Source organism: Streptomyces sp. ML-6 (assembly GCF_030116705.1).
Lineage (GTDB): Bacteria > Actinomycetota > Actinomycetes > Streptomycetales > Streptomycetaceae > Streptomyces.
Map to the genome: position 1 here is coordinate 3,995,265 of NZ_JAOTIK010000001.1, position 21,608 is coordinate 4,016,872.

The 21,608-nt window shown below is 72.2% G+C and carries 18 protein-coding genes and 1 tRNA gene; 9 read left to right on the forward strand and 10 right to left on the reverse strand.

All coding sequences use genetic code 11. The annotated features are described in order from the left end of the window. Positions 1-6: 6 nt before the first annotated feature. The 4 genes from OCT49_RS17650 to OCT49_RS17665 form a co-directional block, all read right to left on the reverse strand. Positions 7-456, reverse strand: coding sequence for a copper chaperone PCu(A)C (locus tag OCT49_RS17650; protein WP_283852847.1), 450 nt, complete (start codon positions 454-456; stop codon positions 7-9). Next, entirely contained in the window at positions 453-1,106 is a 654-nt protein-coding gene (locus OCT49_RS17655) for an SCO family protein (RefSeq protein WP_283852848.1), read from the reverse strand. The genes OCT49_RS17650 and OCT49_RS17655 overlap by 4 nt, the downstream gene beginning before the upstream one ends. 257 nt (positions 1,107-1,363) lie before the next feature. After that, complete coding sequence (locus OCT49_RS17660) at positions 1,364-2,098, reverse strand: YcnI family copper-binding membrane protein (protein WP_283852849.1); 735 nt, start codon at positions 2,096-2,098, stop codon at positions 1,364-1,366. A gap of 164 nt (positions 2,099-2,262) precedes the next feature. Further along, the gene (locus tag OCT49_RS17665; protein ID WP_283852850.1) at positions 2,263-3,066 is read right to left on the reverse strand and encodes a hypothetical protein; all 804 of its coding nucleotides are present in this window, start codon (positions 3,064-3,066) and stop codon (positions 2,263-2,265) included. Between the two features lie 409 nt (positions 3,067-3,475). On the opposite strand from OCT49_RS17665, the gene OCT49_RS17670 reads away from it, so the two are divergent. Further along, complete coding sequence (locus tag OCT49_RS17670) at positions 3,476-4,102, forward strand: ATP-binding protein (RefSeq protein WP_283852851.1); 627 nt, start codon at positions 3,476-3,478, stop codon at positions 4,100-4,102. Between the two features lie 51 nt (positions 4,103-4,153). Here OCT49_RS17670 and OCT49_RS17675 read toward each other — a convergent pair whose 3' ends face one another. Both OCT49_RS17675 and OCT49_RS17680 read right to left on the reverse strand, forming a co-directional pair. Then, complete coding sequence (locus tag OCT49_RS17675) at positions 4,154-5,617, reverse strand: aminopeptidase P family protein (RefSeq protein ID WP_283852852.1); 1,464 nt, start codon at positions 5,615-5,617, stop codon at positions 4,154-4,156. A gap of 281 nt (positions 5,618-5,898) precedes the next feature. Then, positions 5,899-7,245 (reverse strand): PP2C family protein-serine/threonine phosphatase, encoded by a 1,347-nt coding sequence (locus tag OCT49_RS17680; protein WP_349632828.1) that lies wholly within the window; start codon positions 7,243-7,245, stop codon positions 5,899-5,901. A 645-nt stretch (positions 7,246-7,890) separates the two neighbouring features. Here OCT49_RS17680 and OCT49_RS17685 point away from each other — a divergent pair. Next, entirely contained in the window at positions 7,891-8,676 is a 786-nt protein-coding gene (locus OCT49_RS17685) for a bifunctional DNA primase/polymerase (protein WP_283852854.1), read from the forward strand. Between the two features lie 1,245 nt (positions 8,677-9,921). Here the strand turns inward: OCT49_RS17685 and OCT49_RS17690 are convergent. From OCT49_RS17690 to OCT49_RS17700, 3 genes are all read right to left on the reverse strand, one after another. After that, complete coding sequence (locus OCT49_RS17690; RefSeq protein WP_283852855.1) at positions 9,922-10,887, reverse strand: DUF5926 family protein; 966 nt, start codon at positions 10,885-10,887, stop codon at positions 9,922-9,924. A gap of 292 nt (positions 10,888-11,179) precedes the next feature. After that, positions 11,180-11,779, reverse strand: coding sequence for an ATP-binding protein (locus OCT49_RS17695; RefSeq protein ID WP_502963476.1), 600 nt, complete (start codon positions 11,777-11,779; stop codon positions 11,180-11,182). 230 nt (positions 11,780-12,009) lie between these two features. Next, positions 12,010-12,837 carry a glycerophosphodiester phosphodiesterase gene (locus OCT49_RS17700; protein WP_283852856.1) on the reverse strand — a complete coding sequence of 276 codons (828 nt, stop codon included), beginning with the start codon at positions 12,835-12,837 and terminating at the stop codon, positions 12,010-12,012. Between the two features lie 280 nt (positions 12,838-13,117). Between OCT49_RS17700 and OCT49_RS17705 the strand changes: the two genes are divergently transcribed. Continuing rightward, positions 13,118-14,620: a S1C family serine protease gene (locus tag OCT49_RS17705; protein WP_283852857.1), complete on the forward strand. Its 1,503-nt coding sequence runs from the start codon at positions 13,118-13,120 to the stop codon at positions 14,618-14,620. A 50-nt stretch (positions 14,621-14,670) separates the two neighbouring features. Further along, positions 14,671-14,755, forward strand: a tRNA-Ser gene (locus OCT49_RS17710). A 603-nt stretch (positions 14,756-15,358) separates the two neighbouring features. Here OCT49_RS17710 and OCT49_RS17715 read toward each other — a convergent pair. Beyond that, the gene (locus OCT49_RS17715; protein ID WP_283852858.1) at positions 15,359-16,255 is read right to left on the reverse strand and encodes a bifunctional DNA primase/polymerase; all 897 of its coding nucleotides are present in this window, start codon (positions 16,253-16,255) and stop codon (positions 15,359-15,361) included. Positions 16,256-16,473: 218 nt separating this feature from the next. On the opposite strand from OCT49_RS17715, the gene OCT49_RS17720 reads away from it, so the two are divergent. From OCT49_RS17720 to OCT49_RS17740, 5 genes are read left to right on the forward strand one after another with little or no spacing between them, the layout of a single operon-like run. Then, on the forward strand, positions 16,474-17,757 hold the full coding sequence (locus OCT49_RS17720; RefSeq protein WP_283852859.1) for an acyl-CoA dehydrogenase family protein: 1,284 nt from the start codon (positions 16,474-16,476) through the stop codon (positions 17,755-17,757). Next, positions 17,754-18,746 (forward strand): bifunctional MaoC family dehydratase N-terminal/OB-fold nucleic acid binding domain-containing protein, encoded by a 993-nt coding sequence (locus tag OCT49_RS17725; RefSeq protein WP_502963387.1) that lies wholly within the window; start codon positions 17,754-17,756, stop codon positions 18,744-18,746. Before OCT49_RS17720 ends, OCT49_RS17725 begins: the two co-directional genes overlap by 4 nt. A 1-nt stretch (position 18,747) precedes the next feature. Further along, positions 18,748-19,779 (forward strand): acyl-CoA dehydrogenase family protein, encoded by a 1,032-nt coding sequence (locus OCT49_RS17730; protein ID WP_283852860.1) that lies wholly within the window; start codon positions 18,748-18,750, stop codon positions 19,777-19,779. Positions 19,780-19,812: 33 nt separating this feature from the next. Then, positions 19,813-20,262 carry a MaoC family dehydratase gene (locus OCT49_RS17735; protein WP_283852861.1) on the forward strand — a complete coding sequence of 150 codons (450 nt, stop codon included), beginning with the start codon at positions 19,813-19,815 and terminating at the stop codon, positions 20,260-20,262. Further along, entirely contained in the window at positions 20,259-21,425 is a 1,167-nt protein-coding gene (locus OCT49_RS17740) for a lipid-transfer protein (RefSeq protein ID WP_283852862.1), read from the forward strand. Before OCT49_RS17735 ends, OCT49_RS17740 begins: the two co-directional genes overlap by 4 nt. Positions 21,426-21,608 lie beyond the last annotated feature (183 nt).

Genomic DNA, 21,608 nt, shown 5'->3' on the forward strand with positions numbered 1-21,608 from the left:
AGTCCCTCACTGCTTCTTCGGGTTGTAGGTGGTCTCCTTCACGGGAAGGTCGACCTTGATCGGGTCGGCCTTCTCGAAGTGCAGCTCTATGGACACCTTCTCGCCCTGCTCGGGCCGCTGCTTGAGTTTCATGAACATGATGTGGTTTCCGCCGCGCTCCAGGTCCAGTTCGCCGCCCGCGGGCACCTCGAAGGACTTCACCATGCGCATGGCCTGGTTCTTCGTCTCGTGGATCGTGACGTCGTCCGAGAGCGGGCTGGTGACGGAGGTGAGCCGGTCGGACGTCCCGCCGTCGTTCTTCACGACGAGGAAGCCGGCCGCCATGTCGCCGACGGGCTGCGGCATGAACGCGCCGGTCACCTTCAGTCGGGGCGCACTGTCCGACGTGGAACATCCCGCCAGCGCCAGCCCGGTGGCGAGGGCGACGACGCCGGCGAGGGCGGTGCGGCGGTTCACGGGTTCTCCCCCTTGACGATCTTGGGGAGGTCCTTGGTGTAGTCGTCGGGCGAGGTGTCCTCGCTGTAGACGAGGTAGCCCTTGTCGGTCTTCGGGGAGAAGGCGATGACCTGGGAGCCGTGCATCGAGACGACGGTGCCGTCCTTCTCCTTCTTCGGCGCGTCGATGCCGATGCCGATCTGGCGGGCGCCCGCCTGGATGGCGGGGAATTCGCCGGTGAGGCCGATGAAGGAGGGGTCCTGGGCCTTGAGCCAGCTGCCGAGCGAGGACGGGGTGTCCCGCTCGGGGTCGGTGGTCACGAAGACGACCCGGAGGTTGTCCTGGTCGGCCTTGGGCAGCGCCTTCTTGGCGATGGCGATGTTGCTCATGATGAGCGGGCAGACGTCGGGGCAGTTGGTGTAGCCGAAGTAGATCAGCGTCGGCTTGCCCTTGGTCTGCTCACGGAGGTCGTACTTCTTGCCGTGGGTGTCGGTGAGGACGAGGTCCGGCTTGGTGAACGGCTGGTCGAGGACGGTCGCGGCCTTGGTCTTCGGCTGGACCGACACGTCGGCGATGGGCTTCTCGGCACCGTCGTCGCTGCTGCCGCAGGCGGACAGGGTGAGCGCCGCCGCGGTGACGAACGCCGCGACCAGCATCGTTTTCTTACGCATGGGGCTATGCATGGAGCACTGTTTCCTGAGGGTTGGTGGGACGGGTGGGGCTCCGGGGCGCCCGGAACCCCGGCTGATGCGGGGTTCCGGACGGATCAGGACTCCGGACGGGACAGTGGACGGATGGGCCCCGGCTGCGCGGAGCCCCGGGCCAGGGGATGTCCTCCCCTGATCAGACGGTGCGACCCCCGGATCGGGCGGTACGGGCCAGGATCAGGCGATACGACTCCCGGATCAGGCGGTACGACCCTCCTGGATCAGGCGTTGCGGCGGCGGCCGGCGAGGACGCCGAAGGCGACTCCGGCGATACCGACGACGATGCCGACGATGCCGAGGACGCGGGCCGTGGTGTCGCTGGAGGACGTGTCCGAGTCGGCCGCGGTCTGCTTGTCGGCCGCCCGGTCGGTGTTCTTGGAGTCGGCGGACGCGCCGTGCCCACCGTCGGCCGCCTCGGTCAGCGCGAGGACGGGCGCCGGGCTCTCGGGCTCGTCGGCGCCTTCCTTCGGCTCCTCGATCCAGCGGACGATCTCCTTGTTGTCGTACGTCTGGATGGCCTTGAACACCATCTGGTCGGAGTCCTCGGGGAGCTGGCCGAGGGAGAGCGGGAACTGCTGGAAGGCGCCGGGGCGGATGCCGCGCTCGTCCTTGTCCCCCTCGGCGGTCCAGGTGACCTTGGAGACGGCCTCGTTGATCTTCTGGCCGTGCATCTCCAGTGGCTTGGCCAGCTTGCTCCTGGTGACCTCGATGTTCCAGCCAGGCACGGCCTGCGGCATGACGGAGGCCAGCGGGTGGTCGGTCGGGAAGTTGACCTCGACCTTGATCGTCGAGGCGTCGTCGCGCTCGTTGGGGACCTTGAAGTTGACGGTGGCGTAGCCGCCCTTGGCGGCCTCGCCCTGCGGCTGCACGCTGACGTGCGCGGAGGCCGTACCGGCGAGGACGAGGACGGCGGAGGCGGCGAGACCGCCGGCGAGGGCGATGCGGGAAACGTTCATGACAGGGATCACTCCACGGAAGCACGGGGGAAGGTGGCCCGGCGCGCGGGTGCGCGACGGCATCGCGACACCTCTTCCCCGGGTACGGGGTGCGCACTGATGGCCGGTACGGCGCGGAGAGGTCCGCGTCCCGGGGCGTGCGTACGCCGGTGGTGGGTGTCGCGTCAGGCTGCGAGCGCGTACGCGGGGGGCGGACCGCGCCTGATCACCAGGTGCTGCAGGGGGTCCCCGGCGGCGGGTGCCGGGGCGTCGGCCTCGGTACGGGCGACGCGCGGCCCGGTCGTCGGGCCGCCGGGAAGCCCGGCGCGCAGGGCGTTGACCAGGGCGAGCGCGGTGCGCAGGGCGCGCAGCCGGGCCCCGGCCGCGAACTGCTGGGCGCCGTGCGCGGACAGCCGGACCAGCCGGAACAGGGCGATCTCGCCGCGTCGCAGCAGCCAGCCCGTGACGGTGGCGGCCAGCAGGTGGCCGAGCAGCATGGGCAGGCTGGGCAGCAGCGCGGCGAGGCCGGCCGCCTGAGCGCCGGACACGGAGGCCAGGTGCTGCTGGCCGTCGCCCGCCACCGCCGCCGGGTCGATGCCGGCGGTGGTGACGATGCGGTGGGCGTCGGCGGCGTTCAGCCGGTCCGGGCCCGCCCCGCACACGAGGCTCGCCGCGAACCGGATCAACGCGTCGTCGCCCGCCCCGGTGCGCGCCGGGGCGCTGTGCGTGCCCACGCCGAAGAGGGTGTGCAGGGCGATCTGCCCCCCGACCAGCGCGGTGGCGATGGCCGACAGCGAACGCTCGCGTCCGGCGAGCGGCACCGTCAGCGCGAGGATTCCCAGGAACCCGGCGAGCAGCGTCCACCAGGGGACGGCCGCGTACGAGGCGAGGGAGTGGCCTGCCGCGGACAGCGCGACACAGACCGCGGTGAACACCGCGGCCCTCAGGAGCCGCAGACCGGCTCCGGCGCGTGCGACAGGCATAGACATGGCGCAGCCATCATCGCACCGGGCCCCGCGCCCGGGAACGGCAGGTCCGGAAGGTCGCCCCGGTTCGGCCTGATCCGTACGGCCACGCACCAGACCCCCCGTGGGCCCCTCTGGATCCGCCCCGGATCCGTACCGACCGCGCCCCCGGACCCGTCCCGGTGCCGCGCACGACCGCGCCGGAACCACAGCCGGGCGCCGTGCGGAACCACGACCGGGCGCGACGGCCGGGCACGTCGATCGGGGTGGGGCGGCCGGGGTACGGCGGTCGGGACACCGGTCCGGCATACACGGGCGCGCGGAGCACGGCCATCCGCCGAATGAGCGGTCTCACATCCGGTCCGTGCTTACGAACGGTGCGGTGCGGCAATACAGGTATCGGTATGTCGAGCCGCGGCCAGGAGGCTGGAGCATGAGCATCTGGTGGTCCCTCCATCTGCGGCGTGAGGCCGCGAGCGTTCCGCTCGCCCGCCGCTTCCTGTTGGGGACGATGGAGACCGCGGGGGTGGACCCGGACATCTCCTTCGACCTGTCGCTCGCGCTCAGCGAGGCCTGTGCGAACGCCGTCGAGCACGGTGGCGACCACCGGGACGCGGAGGACCGGGAGATCCGGGAGGGCCGGAGTGTCGCCCTCGACCCGTGGGACGTGTGGGACGAGCTGCCCGGATCGGCCTCCGGGCAGTACCGGGTCACCGCTTACCTGGACGGCGAGAAGTGCCGCATCGAGGTCGCGGACTCGGGCCCCGGCTTCCCCGCCCGGCAGCCGTCCGGCACCTCTGCGGAGCGGCACGGACCGCAACCGTGCGAGGCGCAGCCGTACGAGTCGTACGAGGCGCAGCCGTACGAGTCGTACGAGGCGCAGCCGTGCGAGTTCTCCCCGCAGTACCCCTCGCTCAGCGCCGAGGACGGGCGGGGCCTGTGTCTGATCGAGCAGCTCGCCGACCACGTCCACTTCGGCAACCGCCCCGGTCGCGGCGCCGTCGTCAGCTTCGACAAGGTCCTGAAATGGCGGAAGGACGCCCTGCTCATGGTGTCCTGAGCAGGGCGTCCTTCCGAGGTTTCCCCCGGTCCTCGCCGGACCGGTGCGGGATCAGCCCTTCAGCCCGGCCATCCACGCCTCGACCTCGTCGGCCCGGCGCGGCAGCTTGTCGGAGAGGTTCCGGTTGCCGTCCTCGGTGACGAGGATGTCGTCCTCGATCCGGACGCCGATGCCCCGGTACTCCTCCGGCACGGTCAGGTCGTCGGCCTGGAAGTACAGGCCGGGCTCGACGGTGAGGCAGACGCCGGGCTCCAGCGTGCCGTTCACATACGTCTCGGTGCGGGCGGCGGCGCAGTCGTGCACGTCCATGCCGAGCATGTGACCGGTGCCGTGCAGCGTCCAGCGGCGCTGCAGGCCCAGCTCCAGGACCTTGTCCACGGACAGGTCGCCCAGCAGGCCCCACTCGACGAGCTTCTCGGCGAGGACCCGCTGCGCGGCGTCGTGGAAGTCGCGGTAGGCGGCGCCGGGCTTGACGGCCGCGATGCCCGCCTCCTGGGCCTCGTACACCGCGTCGTAGATCTTCCGCTGGAGCGGGGTGAACGTGCCGTTGATCGGGAGGGTGCGGGTCACGTCGGCGGTGTAGAGGTCGTTGGTCTCCACACCGGCGTCGAGCAGCAGCAGCTCGCCGGAGCGCACCGGGCCGTCGTTGCGCACCCAGTGCAGGGTGGTGGCGTGCGGACCGGCGGCGCAGATCGAGCCGTAGCCGATGTCGTTGCCCTCGATGCGGGCGCGCAGGAAGAAGGTGCCCTCGATGTAGCGCTCGCTCGTCGCCTCGGCCTTGTCGAGGACCTTCACGACGTCCTCGAAGCCGCGCGCGGTGGCGTCGCACGCCTTCTGCAGCTCGGCGATCTCGAAGTCGTCCTTGACCAGCCGGGCCTCGGAGAGGAAGACGCGCAGCTCCTCGTCTCGCTCCGCGGTGACCTTGTCGGTCAGCGCGGCCTCGATGCCGGCGTCGTGGCCGCGGACGTTGCGGACCGGGCCGGTGGCCTCGGCCAGCGCGGCCGGGAGCTCGCGCACGTCCTTCGCCGGGATGCCCAGCAGCTGCTCGGCCTCGGTGAGGGAGTGGCGCCGGCCGACCCACAGCTCGCCCTGGCCGTCGAGCCAGAACTCGCCGTTCTCGCGGTTGGAGCGCGGCAGCAGGTGGATGGTGGCCTCGTGGCCGTCCGCGGTCGGCTCCAGGACGAGGACGCCGTCCTGGGTCTGGTCGCCCGTGAGGTACGCGTACTCGGTGGAGGCGCGGAAGGCGTACTCGGTGTCATTGGAGCGGGTCTTCAGGTTGCCCGCGGGGATGACCAGGCGCTCGCCGGGGAAGCGCGCGGAGAGCGCGGCGCGGCGGGCGGCCGTGTGGGCGGCCTGGGCGATCGGTTCGAGGCCGTGGAGTTCGGTGTCGGCCCAACCGGACTTCATGTTCGCGGCGAGTTCGTCGGAGACGCCCGGGTACAGGCCGTTCTTCCGCTGCTTGACAGCCTGCTCTTCTTCGGTCTCCGGGTTCTCCGGGGTGAGCTCCTCAGCCACGACTTGTCTCTCCTTGATACGACACTGGACCCCGTCCATCGTACGGGCGTACGGAAGGGGGCACAGGGGCGGAAGACCTGTTACACGGCCGGGGCGGGGGAGGGGCCGACCGGGCCGGACCGGCGAGGACGGGGAGAAACAGGGGAGGCCCGGGGCGCACGCGGGGCGCACACGGGGCGTGCGGGGGAAGCCGCAGGACGGGTGCGGGGAGGCGCGGGGAAGCTGCGGGGCGTATGCGGGAAGCCGCGGGGAAGCGGGGAAGCCGCGGGGCGTGCGCGGGCTCAGTCGAAGCGCGCGGCCAGCAGGGCCACGTCCTCCGTGTCGCCGGACCGGTCGAGCCCGTCCGGCAGCACGGCGCGCAGCACGTGGTCGGCGACGGAACCGGGGTCGTGGCGCAGCGCCTTCGGCACGGACGCCGCCGCCGAGTGGAGCCGCGCGAACGCCCGGTCCGTGGAGCCGCTGGTCCGGCGCAGCATCCCGTCGGTGTAGAGCAGAACGGTTTCGCCTTCTGCGGGGGCGATCTCCACGCTGGGCGCCTCCCAGCAGGCGAGCATGCCCAGCGGCGCGGAGACGGAGGTCTCCACGAATTCGGTGCGCCGCTCACCGACGACGAGCGGCGGGGCGTGTCCGGCCCCGGCCAGCAGTATCTTGCGCCGGGCCGGTTCGCAGTAGGCGAACAGGGCGGTCGCGGAGCGGGCCGGCTCGGTGAGCCGCAGCAGCAGTTCCAGATCGGAGAGCACGGCGACCGGGTCCTCGCCCTCCATCACCGCGTACGCCCGCAGCCCGGCCCGCAGCCGTCCCGAGGCGGCCAGGGCGTCGGGCCCGGAGCCGCTCACCGAACCCACGGCGAGACCGAGCGCGCCCTCGGGCAGGGCCAGCGCGTCGTACCAGTCGCCGCCGCCCCGGGGCGCCTTGTGGTGGCGGGCGGCCAACTGCACGCCGGGCACCCGGGGCATCCGGGTGGGCAGCAGCTCCTCCGAGATGGTGGCGAGGTCGGCCCTGGCCCGCTCCAGCTCCAGCAGCCTGGCCAGGTGCTCGCCCGCGTACGCGGCGTAGAGGCCGACGAGGTGGCGCTGGCGTTCCAGCGGCTCGGCGGGTTCGTCGTACAGCCAGACGGCCGCGCCGAGCCTGCCGGTCGCCCCGGCGGTGAGCGGCAGGGCGTAGCTGGCCGCGTATCCGAGACGGGCGGCGACCTCGCGGCGGCGCGGGTCCAGGCTGGTGTCGCCGAGCAGATCGGGGGTGATCAGCGCGCTCTCGGCGTCCGGGAACCCTTCCAGGATCCGGCCGTGGGAGGTGACGCTGCGCGGCACCGTCTCGATGTGCCCGAGCTCGGAGTGGGCGAGGCCGAGGCCGATGGTGCTGACGGGGCCGCGGTGGTCGGAGGGTTCGAGGACGACCAGGCCGCGGCGGGCGCCGACCAGGGCGGCTCCGGCTTCCAGCAGTTCGTGGAGCGCGTCGTCGAGCGTGCCGGTGCCGGCCAGCCGCTCGGTGAGTTCGTGAAGGGTGGTGAGATCGGAGACCCAGCCGGCGAGGCGGTCCTGGATGAAGGCACCCGGAGCGGGCGACACCTCGGGCGAAGACCCGGCAGTGTGTGTTGAAACCGGAACTGTGGGATCGATTCCAGCCATTCTCGGCAGGCGTGGGGTACTCATGGCTGTAGGCTTTCCGACCGGCGCGTTTCATGGAATAGCATCGCGAACCCCCATGTCATTCTGCGCCGTTATCAGTGCATCCGCATGTACACGTGCACCAGATGTACACGCAGAAGTGAGGCGATGTCCAGCATTGTCCCTACGGGTTTTGCGGTGTCCGATCGGCTGCTAAGTTGGCCAAAAAACGCACCTTGCGACAGGCGTTTGAGGTCGACTGGGTCTGCTCGACAAGGGGGTGTTCTCGGGGTGAAGTCCCGGAGAGAGCGTCATTTCGGGCATGCTGGGTACGTAATCAATGATGGTCGGGGGCAGTTCTGATCGCCCCGGAACCCGGCAGCGGGCCCGAACGTCCTCTCATGTGACGGTCACGTCCCCACCCCCGAGTGGCGGGGTTTGCACCCTGGGACAGCAGGCGCGAGCATGCGCCGCTCCCCCGCCATGTTCCGCGTCCCGACCCGTATCGCCCCTGCACGACTCGGCTCGGCCCGTGCCCGGTACGACGAACCTTCCGTACCGCGGACACGAGAAGCATGTACGCACGGTGAATTGATGCACACGTACGGCAACGCACCCGTGGTGTGATGTGGACCCTCGGCGTTCAACGGAAAGGAACGAGCGCTCATGCGCGAGATCCTCGGAAGGCGACGCAGGCTCCGGTTCCGGCGCGGGGGAAGGCCCGCCCGGCTCGACGCGGCCCTGACCTGTGCCACGGCATGGGGGTGGCCCGTGCTTCCCGGAGTGGGACTCGCCGCGGCCGGTGGTCGCGGCGACCGTGGCCGGGGCTGCGCCTGTCCCGATCCCGAGTGCGCCGTGCCCGGCGCGCACCCCTTCGATCCCGATCTCCTCGCGGCGACCACCGATGAGCGCATGGTGCGCTGGTGGTGGACCAACCGGCCCGCCGCGCCGATCGTCCTGGCCACCGGCGGGCGCGCCCCGTGCGCGCTGAGCCTGCCGGCCGTGGCCGGTGCCCGCGCGCTGGCGGAGCTGGACCGGATGGGGGTGCGGCTCGGGCCGGTGGTGGCGACGCCGACCCGGTGGTCCCTGCTGGTCGCTCCCTACACCCTCGAACGGCTCGGCGAGCTGCTGTACGCCCAGGACCGGGTGCCCAGTTCGCTGCGGTTCCACAGCGAGGGCGGCTATCTCGTCCTGCCGCCGTCCGAGGTGGGGACGGGGCAGGTGCGCTGGGAGCGGGCCCCGGCCGCCGACCCCCTGGTGCCGTCGAGCGGTTCCCGGTCGTCCTCGGATGACTCCGGGTCGTCCTCCCGTGGTTCCCGGTCGTCCTTGCGCGGGGAGGGTTCCGCCTCCGGGGCCGCCGCGCCGTGGCTGCCGGATGTGGGGACGGTGCTCGAAGCGCTGGTCGAGGCGAGCAGCAGCGCCCCGGGCGGCGGAAGCCGACTCGCGTACTGACTCGCGTACTGACTCGCGTACTGACTTGTGTACTGAGGGCAAGGGCTTTGCAGTCGGGGTGCGGTGCGTCCGGCGGGCGCACCGCACTCGTAGGCGGGACCGCGCCCCGGCGGGTCCGGAGCGCGGACGGGACCGGCGCCCCGGACCCGGACCCGGCCCCGCCCGGTCCCACTTCCGACGGGTCCGGGCCCCGACGGGCCGGAACGCTGAAGGACCCGTGCCCCGGAATTGGGGCCCGAGGGCCGGGAGCCGGGGAGTCCGGGAGGGTTTGAAGGTCTGAATCCCGGTTTTTCCGCAGGGGTCCGATACGAAAGGATGAGCCGCCCGAACCTCCGGGGCCAGGCATTCGGTCGATATGTCGGGCGACCCGTCAGGAATTCGGTCGAATCCGACAGGTGACGCCGAGTGATTCCTCGCGACGATCGATATCGCGGATGAGGGCGCCCTTCAGGTCGGATCTTGAGCAATGCAAACTCTGCCGTTGCAAAGCCTTCCGAAGGAAGGCTTTCTGATGGACTTTCCGGATCCCTCGTGAGCCATTTCGAATATCTATTCGGAATGGCTCACGAGGGGGTGTGCTCCGCGAGAGGATCGTCCGGCGTTCGGTATCTGTCCGAGACCGATCGGTCCTCCCGTGCGGTCCGCCGGTGTCGGGGGCCCTGGACGCCCCCGGGTATTACGGTCTCCGGTCCTCCCGGCCCTCCCGGCCCTTGTGCCCCGAGGGCGCGGAGACGGCCCCGGTCGTGGGTCAAGTCGGGGGCGGGGGTGCGGAATACGGGCCGGAACCGTCGTGCGCGGCACCCCGTGCGGACCCTCGTGCGGAGAGCCCCTGGCCGGGCGGGCTTCGAGGGGCGGGCCGTGCGGGCGAGGCGAGGAACGGACGGTCCGTTGCCGCCGGTGGGGGCGTCGGGCGTCGAACCGGCTTTTGGTGCGCGGGGCGGGCGCGCATGGTGAAGTGGCGAGAATGCCGGGGGTGTTCGGGCGGTGGGGCAGGGCGACGGGTCCGAGGCGGACCGGTGCGGGCTCGTGCGCCGGTACGTGCGCCGCGTCGTGCGCTGTGCGCCGTATCCGGAAATGAGGATGCCCGGTCGCTGGCGACGGGGGATGCACCAGCGACCGGGCTTCCAGAACGGTAACAAGAGATCTGCCGTTCGCAAATTCGATCTCGCGTATTAGGACAGGGATTTACCTGCGAGTACAGCTAGTTGTGACGCGTGTCACCATAAGGCGGGATGTTCGTCACTGTCAGCTGAGGGTCACTTGGCGGTTGGTGAGCCCGCCGCGGGCCCGGCGTTCCTCGGCGGTGAGGGGCGCGTTCGTGGCGAGCGCCGCGGTCAGTCGTTCCGCGAACTCGGCCGCGGGCTTCTCGCATTCCTCGGCACCCATCGCGCTCGGCAGGTCCCAGACCGGGACCATCAGGCCGTGCGCCCGGAAGGAGCCGACCAGCCTGGTCCCTTCGCCCAGCGAGGAGTTGCCGGCGGCGTGCAGCCGGGCGAGCGCGTCGAGGAGCTGCTCCTCGCCGTGCGGCATGACCCAGCGGAGGTGGTTCTTCTCCGGGGTCTCGCACCAGTAGGCGGCGTCCACACCGGCGAGCCTCGTCGTCGGGATCGCCGCCCCGTTCGCGCGCTCCAGGGAAGCGGCCACCTCTGGCGTGGCGTTCTCCGCGTCCGGCACCCAGAACTCGAAGCCGGCATGGAGCACGGGCTCGAACACCGCACCGGGGTCGAGCACGTCCTGCAGGCGCGGACCGTCGGCCGCCACGCGCTGCGCCGCCACGGGCGAACCGGGCTCGACGGCCAGGGCCCGCAGCAGCGTGTCCGCGAGGTCGCGGCTGAGGTCGCCGGACGGGGTGTCGTTCTGCAGGGCGAGCAGCACCGAGCCGTCGTCGCGGCGCAGGGCCGGCCACGCCATCGGCAGGACGGTCGCGAGCGTCACGGAGGGCACGCCCTCGGGCAGCCCGTCCTTCAGCTTCAGCTCGACCGTGGCGGCGGGCACCAGTTCGCGCAGGGCGACCCAGTCGCACTCGCCGGGCAGCCCCTCGAAGGGACGGTGGACGAGCTCGGTCACGGCCTGGGCGGCGGCGCGGCCGTGACACGCCTTGTAGCGGCGGCCCGAACCGCACGGGCAGGGTTCGCGAGCCCCGACCACCGGGATCTCGCCGTCCTTGAGCTGCTGCTTCCCGGCCTTGGTCTGAGGGCGCTTCTTGGCCATGGTGGGCTTTCTCCCGATTGTGACAGTGCGGTCTGGGCCGCGAGCCTAGCCGCCCGTGTCGAGCCGGGGGCACATCTGCCCGGATGCCCGCCGGTCCCGGTACCCGGAATGCGTCCCGATGCGGGGTCCGTCCGATCCGATGCCGTGTCCGCCCGGCCCTGCACCGGGTCCCTCCGGTACGACACCGGGTTCGTCCGATCCGATGCCGTGTCCGCCCGGTACACCACAGCCTCCGCCCGGTACGCCCCGGACTCCGTCCGGTACGTCACAACCTCCGCCCGGTACGACGACCTCAGCCCACGTCGTCGAAGACGTCCGCGAAGCCCAGCTCGTCGAGATCCGGGGCACCCGGTACGCCGCCCGACGCCGCCGGCCGACCTGAAGCCCCCGACCTCCCGGACGCACCCGCTTTATGAGGCGGGCGGGAGATACGAGGCGTGTGCGACACGTGCGAGGTACGAGACACGCCGGGGATACCGGAGGCCCCCGGCGTACCGCTACTGGCAACCGGGTCGCCCGGCAGTCCGGACGGCGTCCGGTCGTGCCCCTCGTTGACGAGGACCCAGACCGTGACCTCTCCCGACGAGCTGTCGCGTACGCCCCACTCGTCGGCGAGCGCGCTGATGATGTTGAGCCCGCGACCGCCCCGTGCCGTCACCGAAGGCGTGGCCGGGACGGGTCTGGTCGGGCCGCCCCCGTCCGTCACCTCGACGGTCAGCCCGCCGGCTCTGTCGACGCGCCATGCGGCGCGGATGTCGCCGTCCCCCGCATCCGTGTGTCGCCCCAGCGGCCTCCCGTGCCGGCAGGCATTGCTGAGCAGTTCGGAAAGAATCAGTACAGCATCGTCGACGACCGAATCCGACACCCCGTGGCTGCGCAACTGCTCGCGCATCCGGTGCCGTGCCTGGCCCACGCCTGCAGGGCCATGGGGTACGGCCATGCTCGACGACGTGGGCACCTCCTGTGCCACCACCAACGCCACCCCCGAGACCTCCTTTGCCCCACGCCACGGAGTGGATGCCCCCTTGGACTGGACCGGAAACCGGCCAATGGTCTGCCAATGACGCACTCGTAACGATCGAATACGTTTCGAATGCGCCGGTGTACTCCGCGTAACTGATGTCAGGAGCGTCCCAGTTGTGACAGAACCTGCTTCGGGCGGTTGGTGATGATGGCCTCGACGCCCAGGTCGAGGCAGAGCTCGACGTCCTCCGGCTCGTTCACCGTCCATACGTGCACGCGGTGTCCCGCGCGGTGCAGCCGCTCGATGTAGCCGGGGTGGCTGCGTACGATCCGCATGCCCGGGCCCGCGATCCGCGCCCCGGCCGGCAGTCGCCCGTTGCGCAGCTGCGGCGAGAGGAACTGCATCAGATAGACGGTGGGCAGGTTGGGGGCCGCGGCCCGCACGCGGTGCAGCGAACGCGCCGAGAAACTCATGACGCGCACCGGTGAGGGGTCGTCGGACGGCGGGTCGTCGAGCCCGAAGCGCTTCAGCAGGTGCAGCAGCCGTTCCTCGACCTGGCCCGCCCAGCGGGTGGGGTGCTTGGTCTCGACGGCCAGCTGGAGCGGGCGTCCGGCGGCCCGGGTCTCGACGACGAGTTCGAGCAGTCGCTCCAGGGTGAGCACGGAGGTGAGCTCGCCGGGCACCGGATCCCAGTCGGGGGACTCCTCGCGGTCCTTCCAGGACCCGAAGTCGAGAGCGGCGAGTTCGGAGAGCTCCAGGGCGGAGACGGCGCCGCGGCCGTTGGACGTACGGTTCACCCGGCGGTCGTGCACGCACACGAGATGGCCGTCGGAGGTGAGCCGTACATCGCACTCCAGGGCGTCGGCGCCGTCCTCGATCGCCTTCCGGTATGCGGCCAGGGTGTGCTCGGGGGCGTCCTCGGACGCGCCCCGGTGCGCGATGACCTGGGTGGTCCGGGGCGGGGTCTGCTGCCGTGCGTGGGTCACGGCGTCATGGTGTCACCGAGAGGCGACCGCTGTGCACCCGTCGCGTGACCCGGGTGCGACCGGGGTGGGTGCGGGTGCGTCGTGAGGGGGTCCGGGCGCTGAGGGCCGCAGCTGCGGTGGGTCCTGCGGCGGGCAGTCGTTTTGCCCGATGTAAAGATTGATGTGCGGATGCACAGGTCCTGCTTACAGTGGCCTGACGGGCCTTGGGAAAAGCTGACTCAGGACACGTACGCAGCGGATCCCTTGCCGAACATGATGTGGAACCGAGGAGTAAAGAGCTGTGAGCACAGAGAACGAGGACAACGAGGGCACCGCGGCCGGGGCCGTCCAGCCGTCCGTTCCGTCCGCACCTCCCGTGCCGGCCGACGCCCCTCGGGAGACGCCCGGGAGCGCGCCCGCGTCCGCCCCGACGGGAGCAGCCCCGGCGTACCCGCAGCCCCAGGAGGCGCAGTCGCCCGCCCCGGTGGAAGGGGCGACCGCCACCACCCCCATGGCCCCCGTCCCGGCGACACCTCCTCCGCACGCGCCCCACGTCCCTCCCGCCCCCCAGTCGGCGGCCGAGGCGAACTGGCCGCCGCCCGCCGTCCCCGCGTACGCACAGCACGGCGTCGGCGGGGGCGGTCCGGTCTGGGGCACCCCGCCCCCGCACCCCTCCCCCGAGCAGCCGCGCAGGCGCGGCGCGGGCGGCCTGGTCGCGGCGGTGGCGGTCGCGGCACTGGTCGCGGGCGGCCTCGGCGGCGCCCTCGGCTTCTGGGCGGCCGACCGCAACGGTTCCTCGGGCTCGACCACGATCTCCGCGTCGGCCAACCCGCAGGACCTCAAGCGCGACCCCGGTACGGTCGCGGGCGTGGCGGCCAAGGCGCTGCCCAGTGTGGTCACCATCGACGCGCAGAGCGGTGACGGCGAGGGCGGCACGGGCACCGGCTTCGTGTACGACAAGGAAGGCCACATCCTCACGAACAACCACGTGGTGGCCTCCGCGGCGGACAGCGGCCAGCTCACGGTGACCTTCTCCAACGGCAAGAAGTACGACGCGGAAGTGGTCGGCCGGGCCCAGGGCTACGACGTCGCCGTCCTGAAGCTGAAGAACCCGCCCGCGGGCCTCGCCCCGCTGTCGCTCGGCAACTCGGACCAGGTCGCGGTCGGCGATTCCACGATCGCGATCGGCGCGCCGTTCGGCCTGTCCAACACGGTCACCACCGGCATCATCAGCGCGAAGAACCGCCCGGTCGCCTCCGGCGACGGTTCCGGCGGCAGCAACTCGTACATGAGCGCCCTGCAGACCGACGCCTCGATCAACCCGGGCAACTCCGGTGGCCCGCTGCTCGACGCGCGCGGCGCGGTGATCGGCATCAACTCGGCCATCCAGTCGACCGGCAGCAGCATCGGCCAGGCCCAGTCGGGCTCCATCGGCCTCGGCTTCGCGATCCCGATCAACCAGGCCACGAACGTCGCCCAGCAGCTGATCAAGGCCGGTCAGCCGGTCTACCCGGTGATCGGCGCCACGGTCACCATGAGCGAGAAGACGGGCGGCGCGGTCATCTCCGACCGGGGCGCGGGCGGTACGGAAGCCGTCTCGAAGGGCGGCCCCGCGGACCGGGCGGGGCTCCGGGCCGGCGACGTCATCACGAAGTTCAACGACACGGTGATCGACAGCGGCCCGACCCTGATCGGCGAGATCTGGACCCATCAGCCGGGCGACCGGGTGACCCTGACCTACACGCGCGACGGCAAGTCGTCGACGGCCGAAGTTGTCCTGGGCGAGCGCAAGGGCGACAGCTGACCGGCTAGGCTGTCCTCGCGTCAATCCCGGTCCACGACCGGGTAACGCGGGGTGGGTTGCCCGAGCGGCCTAAGGGAACGGTCTTGAAAACCGTCGTGGCGCGAGTCACCGTGGGTTCAAATCCCACACCCACCGCACAGCTGAACGGCCCCTGACCAGGCAAGAAGGTCGGGGGTTGTTGTGCTGTCCGCTGCCCGTCGGCCCCCGTGTCCCCGTGCTCCCCCGTGTCCCCCGGGGTTTCCCGCCCTCGGTGCCGGCCGACGTCCGGGTGGTCCACGAGGTGTGCGATTGCCCCTGTCACTCGACGCCCGGGAACACGGTCGGCTGGTTCCTGTTCGGGGCATTGACGTTGGCCGATAGGGTCGTGGCCATGGGGGATGGGAAGACTCGCAAGTGCGTTTGGTGCGAGAAGCAATTCACGCGGCGTTCGCTGTGGCGGGCGAAGCGCTACTGCAAGCGATGGCACCAATGCGTGCACTACGGCGCGATACTCGTGGGCTCCCTGTCCTCCTGAACGATCAGGTGGCGCACTGGCCGGCGGAGCAAACGTTGACGAGCTGCTCATGAGGCCGTCCGCTGTGGTCTGCGGGGGGTTCGGGGATGCAGGGCGCAGGTGAGTACCGCTGAGCACGCCGTGGCGAGAGAGGTGGGCATGTAGCAGACCGTGGGTTCGAATCCCACACCCACCGCAGCGGATTCAGCCCCCGGCCGGCACCACCGGCCGGGGGCCGTTTCATGTCACCGGGGGCCTTCGTCGTGCCCGGGCCGTTCGGTGCTGCCCGTGGTGAGGCGGGCCGCGGATTCGACGGTGGCACGGGCCTCGTGTTCGGGGAGGCCGGTGTGGACGGCGGCCCGGACGAGGGCGTCGGCCAGGGCGTCGCCGAAGCCGTGTTCGTAGGCGCGGCAGGCGGCCCAGAAGAGCCGGGTGTTGCGCTGGCCCTCGTGGGCCGCGAGGACGAAGCGGACCAGTCCCCGGCCCCGGTCGGGCCGGGCAGGCGGCGGGCGGTGGGGGCGTGCGGGTGGTGTGAGCAGGCGCAGGAGTGCGCGGGGGCAGGGGGCCGGTGGGAGGTCAGCGGTGCCTGGGGCGAGGCGGTAGCCGCCGTGGGCGGTGACCGAGCCGGGGCCCACCAGGTAGCCGCCGGCGCCGCGGATGTCGATGCCGGGGGCGAGCCGGCTCGCTGAGTTCGGCACCGGAACGTCCGGCGGGCCGGTCAGCCAGATGTGCCGCCCGCCGCTGGGGGTGAGCACCGTGATGGTCGGCGGGATCGTGAACAGGTGGTGCAGGGCCAGTCGTCGGAGCGATGCGGCCGAGTCGCCGCCGGGGGTGTCGACGTCCAGGTCGATGCCGATGAGGTGGTGCGGTGCCCGGCCGCAGGCGATGCCGTAGCCGGTGGCCCAGGGGGCGGCCGCGAAGAGGGCGCGTACGGCGGCGGGGTCCGTGGTGGCGTCGTGGACGCCGTGGCCGGGGCGGCCGCACGCGCCCCGGCAGACGGAACGGCGGCCGTCGTTCCGGTGCGGGGAGGGGAGCGCGGGGAGTTTGCGGGCGGTCAGCGGGAAGACGGGGAGCCCGCGCTCGGCGGCGGAGAGCGCGTGGGCGAGGGCCAGGGCGGCGGTCTGCCGGGCAGTGATGGCCATGACTCTATTTTCGTACGAATGTTCGATGAAGGGAAGGGGGCGGGGCCCGTGGCGGCGGAGCGGCTCCGGGGCGGTTCTGGGTGCGCCGTGCGTCGCGCTGCCGACGGGGTGGGTTCGGGGCGTCGGCGACCTTGACAGTCACCCCGTATCTGACGGACAGTCAGAAATCAGTCGGGAGAAGCCCTGATCCGTACGTCCGTGTCCGGAAGGCGGCCGCCGTGCATCTCGTCCAGACGGAACGCCAGCGTCAGCTGCGCGCCGAACTCCGCGCGTACTTCCGCGAGGTGATGCCCCACCGGGACGCCAGGGCGGCCCCGGGCGCCGAGGACCCCGCCGAGCAGCGGCGGCTGCTGCGCAGGATCGGTGCCGACGGAATGCTCGGACTCGGCTGGCCCGTCGAGTACGGCGGCCAGGGGCGCGGCGCCGACGAGCAGTTCATCTTCTTCGACGAGGCGTACCGGGCGGGCGCACCCGTCTCGATGGTCACTCTGAACACGGTGGGCCCGACGCTGATGGCATACGGGACCGAGGAGCAGAAGGCGTACTTCCTGCCCCGGATCCTGAGCGGCGACCTCGTCTTCGCCATCGGCTACAGCGAGCCCGAGGCCGGTACGGATCTTGCCGCGTTGCGCACCAGGGCGGTACGGGAAGCATCCCCGTCGGCCCAGGCGCCCCCGCCGGGCCCCGGCGGGAACGGGAGCGGGAGCGGAAGCGGCGATGGTAGCGACGGCGGTGACAGCGGTGGCGGCAGTGGCAGCGGTGAGCACTGGGTGATCGACGGGCAGAAGATCTTCACCAGCAACGCCCAGAACGCGGACTGGATCTGGCTCGCCTGCCGCACCGACCCCGACGCGCCCAAGCACCGGGGCATCTCGATCGTTCTCGTCCCGACCGACGCGCCGGGGTTCTCCTGGACGCCGATCGAGACCGTGGGCGGGCTGACCACGACGGCCACGTACTACGACGGGGTGCGGGTGCCCGTCACCCATCTGGTCGGCGCGGAGAACGGCGGCTGGGGGCTGATCACCAACCAGCTGAACCACGAACGGGTGGCGCTCGCCGCGATCGGGATGCAGGCCGAGGATTCCTGCGCGGCGGCGCTCGCCTTCGCCCGCACCCCCGACCCGGTCACGGGCCGGCGGCCGGCCGACGAGCCGTGGGTGCGCGCCCGGCTGGCGGAGGCGTACGCCCGGCTGGCGGCGACCCGCCTGCTCAACTGGCGCCTGGTGGGCGAGGTCGGGGCGGGTTCACCGGCGCCCGGCGAGGCGAGCGGCGTGAAGTTCGCGGGGACCGAGAGCGCCGTCGAGGTGTACCGGATGTGCCAGGAGATCACGGGAGAGGCGGGTGTGCTGCGGGCCGGTTCGCCCGGCTGCTTCGGCGACGGGGAACTGGAGCGGATGAACCGGGCCGCGCAGATCAACACCTTCGGGGGCGGGGTGAGCGAGGTGCAGCGGGAGATCGTCGCGACGATGCGGCTCGGCATGAAGAGGGGCGTGCGGTGACGGGCCCGCGGGGGGAGGACCGGGCGTCCCGGGGGCGGCCCCCGGAGGGGGACCGGGAGCACGACGGGCTGTACGGGCGGCTCAAGGAGTTCGAGGGCCGGCCGGCCGCGACCGCCGGGGTCGGCAAGGACCCGGTCAACGAGCCGATGATCAGGCACTGGTGCGAGGCGATGGGCGACGACAACCCGGCGTACACGGGGCCGGACGCGATCGCCCCGCCGACGATGCTCCAGGCGTGGACGATGGGCGGGCTGTCGGGCCACACCGACCGCTCGGCGGCGTACGAGGAGCTGTTCGGGCTGCTCGACGGCGCCGGGTACACCTCGGTCGTCGCGACCGACTGCGAGCAGGAGTACCTGCGCCCGCTGCGGCCCGGCGACCGGATCACCTTCGACGCGGTGATCGAGTCGGTCTCGCCGCGGAAGACGACCAGGCTGGGGACGGGGTACTTCATCACGACGCGCATGGACGTCCGGGCGGACGGCGAACCCGCCGGGAGGCACCGCTTCCGCATCCTCAAGTACGCACCTGCGGCGAAGCCTCGACCGGGACGAGAAGAACCGCCGCAGGAGAAACACCTGCGCCCGCGGCCGGTGGTCAACCGCGACAACGCCGGCTTCTGGCAGGGCGTCGCCGAGCACCGGCTGCTGATCCAGCGCTGTGGGTCCTGCCGCACCCTGCGCTTCCCCTGGCTGCCCGGCTGCAACGCGTGCGGCGGCCAGGAGTGGGACACGGTCGAGGCGAGCGGCGAGGGCACCGTCTTCAGCCACGTCGTGATGCACCACCCGAGGTTCCCCGCCTTCGCGGCCGAGGAGGGCGGCGGACCGTACGCGGTGGCGCTGATCGAACTGGCCGAGGGGGTGCGGATGGTCAGCAACGTCGTCGGCGTGCCGTACGACAAGGTGCGCACGGGCATGCCGGTCCGGCTGGAATTCCTGCGCACGGACCCGGACTTGGAGATTCCGGTCTTCCGGGGAGACGAGGGCTGAGATGGATTTCGCACCCACCGACGAACAGGCCGCCGCCCAGGGACTGGCGGCGCGGATCTTCACGGACCTGTCGACGCCCGAGCGCCTGGCCGGGGCCGGCACGGGTACGGACGCCGAGCTGTGGAAGAGCCTCTGCGCGGCCGGACTGGTCGCGGCCGTCGAGGAGATCGGCCTGCTCGGCCTGGTGCTCCTGTTGGAGGAACAGGGCCGGACGACGGCGCAGGTGCCGTTCGCGGCGAGCTGTGTGTACGGGGTGCTCGCCGTCGCCCGGCACGGCACCGACGAGCAGCGGGAACGGCTGCTGCCCATGCTCCGGGACGGCGGCACGGTCGCCACCGGGGCGTTCCCGGAACGGGGCGGGGTGCGGGCGGACGCCGAGGGCCGGCTGAGCGGTGTGGTGCCGTACGTGCCGTGGCTGCGGGACGCCGGTCTCGTGCTCGTCCCCGACACGGAGCGGCGGCTGTGGATCGTACGGGCCGGGGATCCCTGGGTGACGACGGAGCCGGTGGAGACCACGGCGCCGTGGTCGGCGGCCCGGCTCGTGCTGGAGGGGGCGCCCGGGGAGCGGATCGGCGGGGACGGGGCGTACGGGGAGGTGCTGGCCGCGGGCCGGACGGCATTCGCCGGGCTCCAGGCGGGGGTGTGCGCCGGCTCGCTGGCCCGCGCCGTCACCCACGCGAACACCCGGGTGCAGTTCGGGCGCCCGCTCTCCACCAAGCAGGGGGTCCTGCTGCGCGCCGCCGACGCCCACATGGACACCGAGGCGATACGGGTCACCGCGTACGAGGCGGCCTGGCGCCACGACGCGGGCTTGCCCTACCGGCACCAGGCGCTGACCGCCGCCTGGTGGGCCTCGGAGGCGGGCAAGCGGGTGGTGCACGCCGGGCAGCATCTGCACGGCGGCACCGGCGCGGACCTCGACCACCCGGTGCACCGCCACTTCCTCTGGGGCCGGCAGCTCGACGCCCACCTGGGCTGCGGCAGCGAGGTGCTCCAGGAGCTCGGCGAGTCGCTGGCGGAGGAGGACGCGTGATGAGGGCCGGCAAGGCCGCAAGGAGGACGTGCGATGAGGGCCGGTGAGGAGCTGGCGCCACTGGAGATCGAGGTGACCCGCACCCTGATCGTGGCGGGCGCCCTCGCCTCCCGCGACTACCAGGACGTCCACCACGACGCGGAGACCGCCCGGCGGAAGGGGTCCCCGGACATCTTCATGAACATCCTGACGACCAACGGCCTGGTGGGCCGGTACGTCACCGACCGCCTCGGCCCCGCGACCGTGCTCCGCAAGGTCGTCATCAGGCTGGGCGCGCCCAATTACCCCGGCGACACCATGGTCCTGAGCGGCCGGGTCACCGCCGTGGGGGAGGACGGGACGGCCGAGGTGGCGGTCGTCGGCACGAACGGACTCGGACGGCACGTCACCGGCACCGTGACCGTCGGCCTCCCGGCAGCTCCGGCAGCTCCGGCAGCTCCGGCAGCTCCGGATGAGCGGAACGAGCGGGAGGGGGAGGCATGAGCATCCGCGGGGCCGACTCGCTCGGCGGCAGGGCGGCGGTCGCGGGCATCGGCGCGACCGAGTTCTCCAAGAACTCCGGCCGCAGCGAACTCAAGCTGGCCGTCGAGGCGGTGCGGGCAGCCCTGGACGACGCCGGGCTGACCCCGGCCGACGTGGACGGCCTGGTCACCTTCACCATGGACACCAGCCCCGAGATCACCGTCGCCCAGGCGGCCGGGATCGGCGAGCTGTCGTTCTTCTCCCGCGTCCACTACGGGGGCGGGGCGGCCTGCGCCACCGTGCAGCAGGCGGCGATGGCCGTGGCGTGCGGGGTGGCCGACGTCGTGGTCTGCTACCGCGCGTTCAACGAGCGCTCCGGCCGCAGGTTCGGCTCCGGGGTGCAGCGGCGGGAGCCCACCGCGGAGGGCACGGCGCTCGGCTGGAACCTCCCCTTCGGGCTGCTCACGCCCGCCTCCTGGGTCGCCATGGCCGCCGCACGCTATCTGCACGCGTACGGGCTGACGCCGGAGGCCTTCGGCCACGTCGCGGTCACCGACCGGCGCCACGCGGCCCGCAACCCGGCCGCGTACTTCCACGGGAAGCCGATCACCCTGGCCGATCACGCGGCGTCGCGGTGGATCGTCGAACCGCTGCGGCTGCTCGACTGCTGCCAGGAGACCGACGGCGGCCAGGCGATCGTCGTCACGAGCACCGAACGGGCCCGGGACCTGCGCCGCCCGCCCGCCGTGATCGTCGCCGCCGCCCAGGGGGCCGGCCGGATGCAGGAACAGATGACCAGCTTCCACCGCGACGACCTGACCGGCCTGCCGGAGACGGGAGTGGTGGCCCGGCAGCTGTGGCGCGCCTCGGGACTCTCCCCCTCGGACATCGACGTGGGCATCCTCTACGACCACTTCACGCCGTTCGTCCTGATGCAGCTGGAGGAGTTCGGCTTCTGCGCGCCGGGCGAGGCCGCGGACTTCGTCGCGGCGGACGCGCTGCCCCTGAACACCCATGGGGGGCAGCTGGGGGAGGCGTACCTGCACGGGATGAACGGCATCGCGGAGGCGGTCCGGCAGATCCGGGGCTCGTCGGTGAACCAGGTGGCCGGGGCGGCCCGGACCCTGGTCACGGCCGGTACCGGCGTGCCCACCTCGGGGCTGATCCTCGGCACGGACGACTGACCGCACACGGCCCGGCCCCGTCCCGTACCCGTGAGGAGCGCCCCGCGGGGCCCGTCCGGCGCGGGCACGGGTCTCGGGGACGCCCCTGAGCCCCCTACGGCGGCGGGTCCACCTTCAGGAGGTGGGGCCCGCACCACCCCTACACCCTGAGGGGGACGCGGTTTCGGGACCTGGGGCCGATCC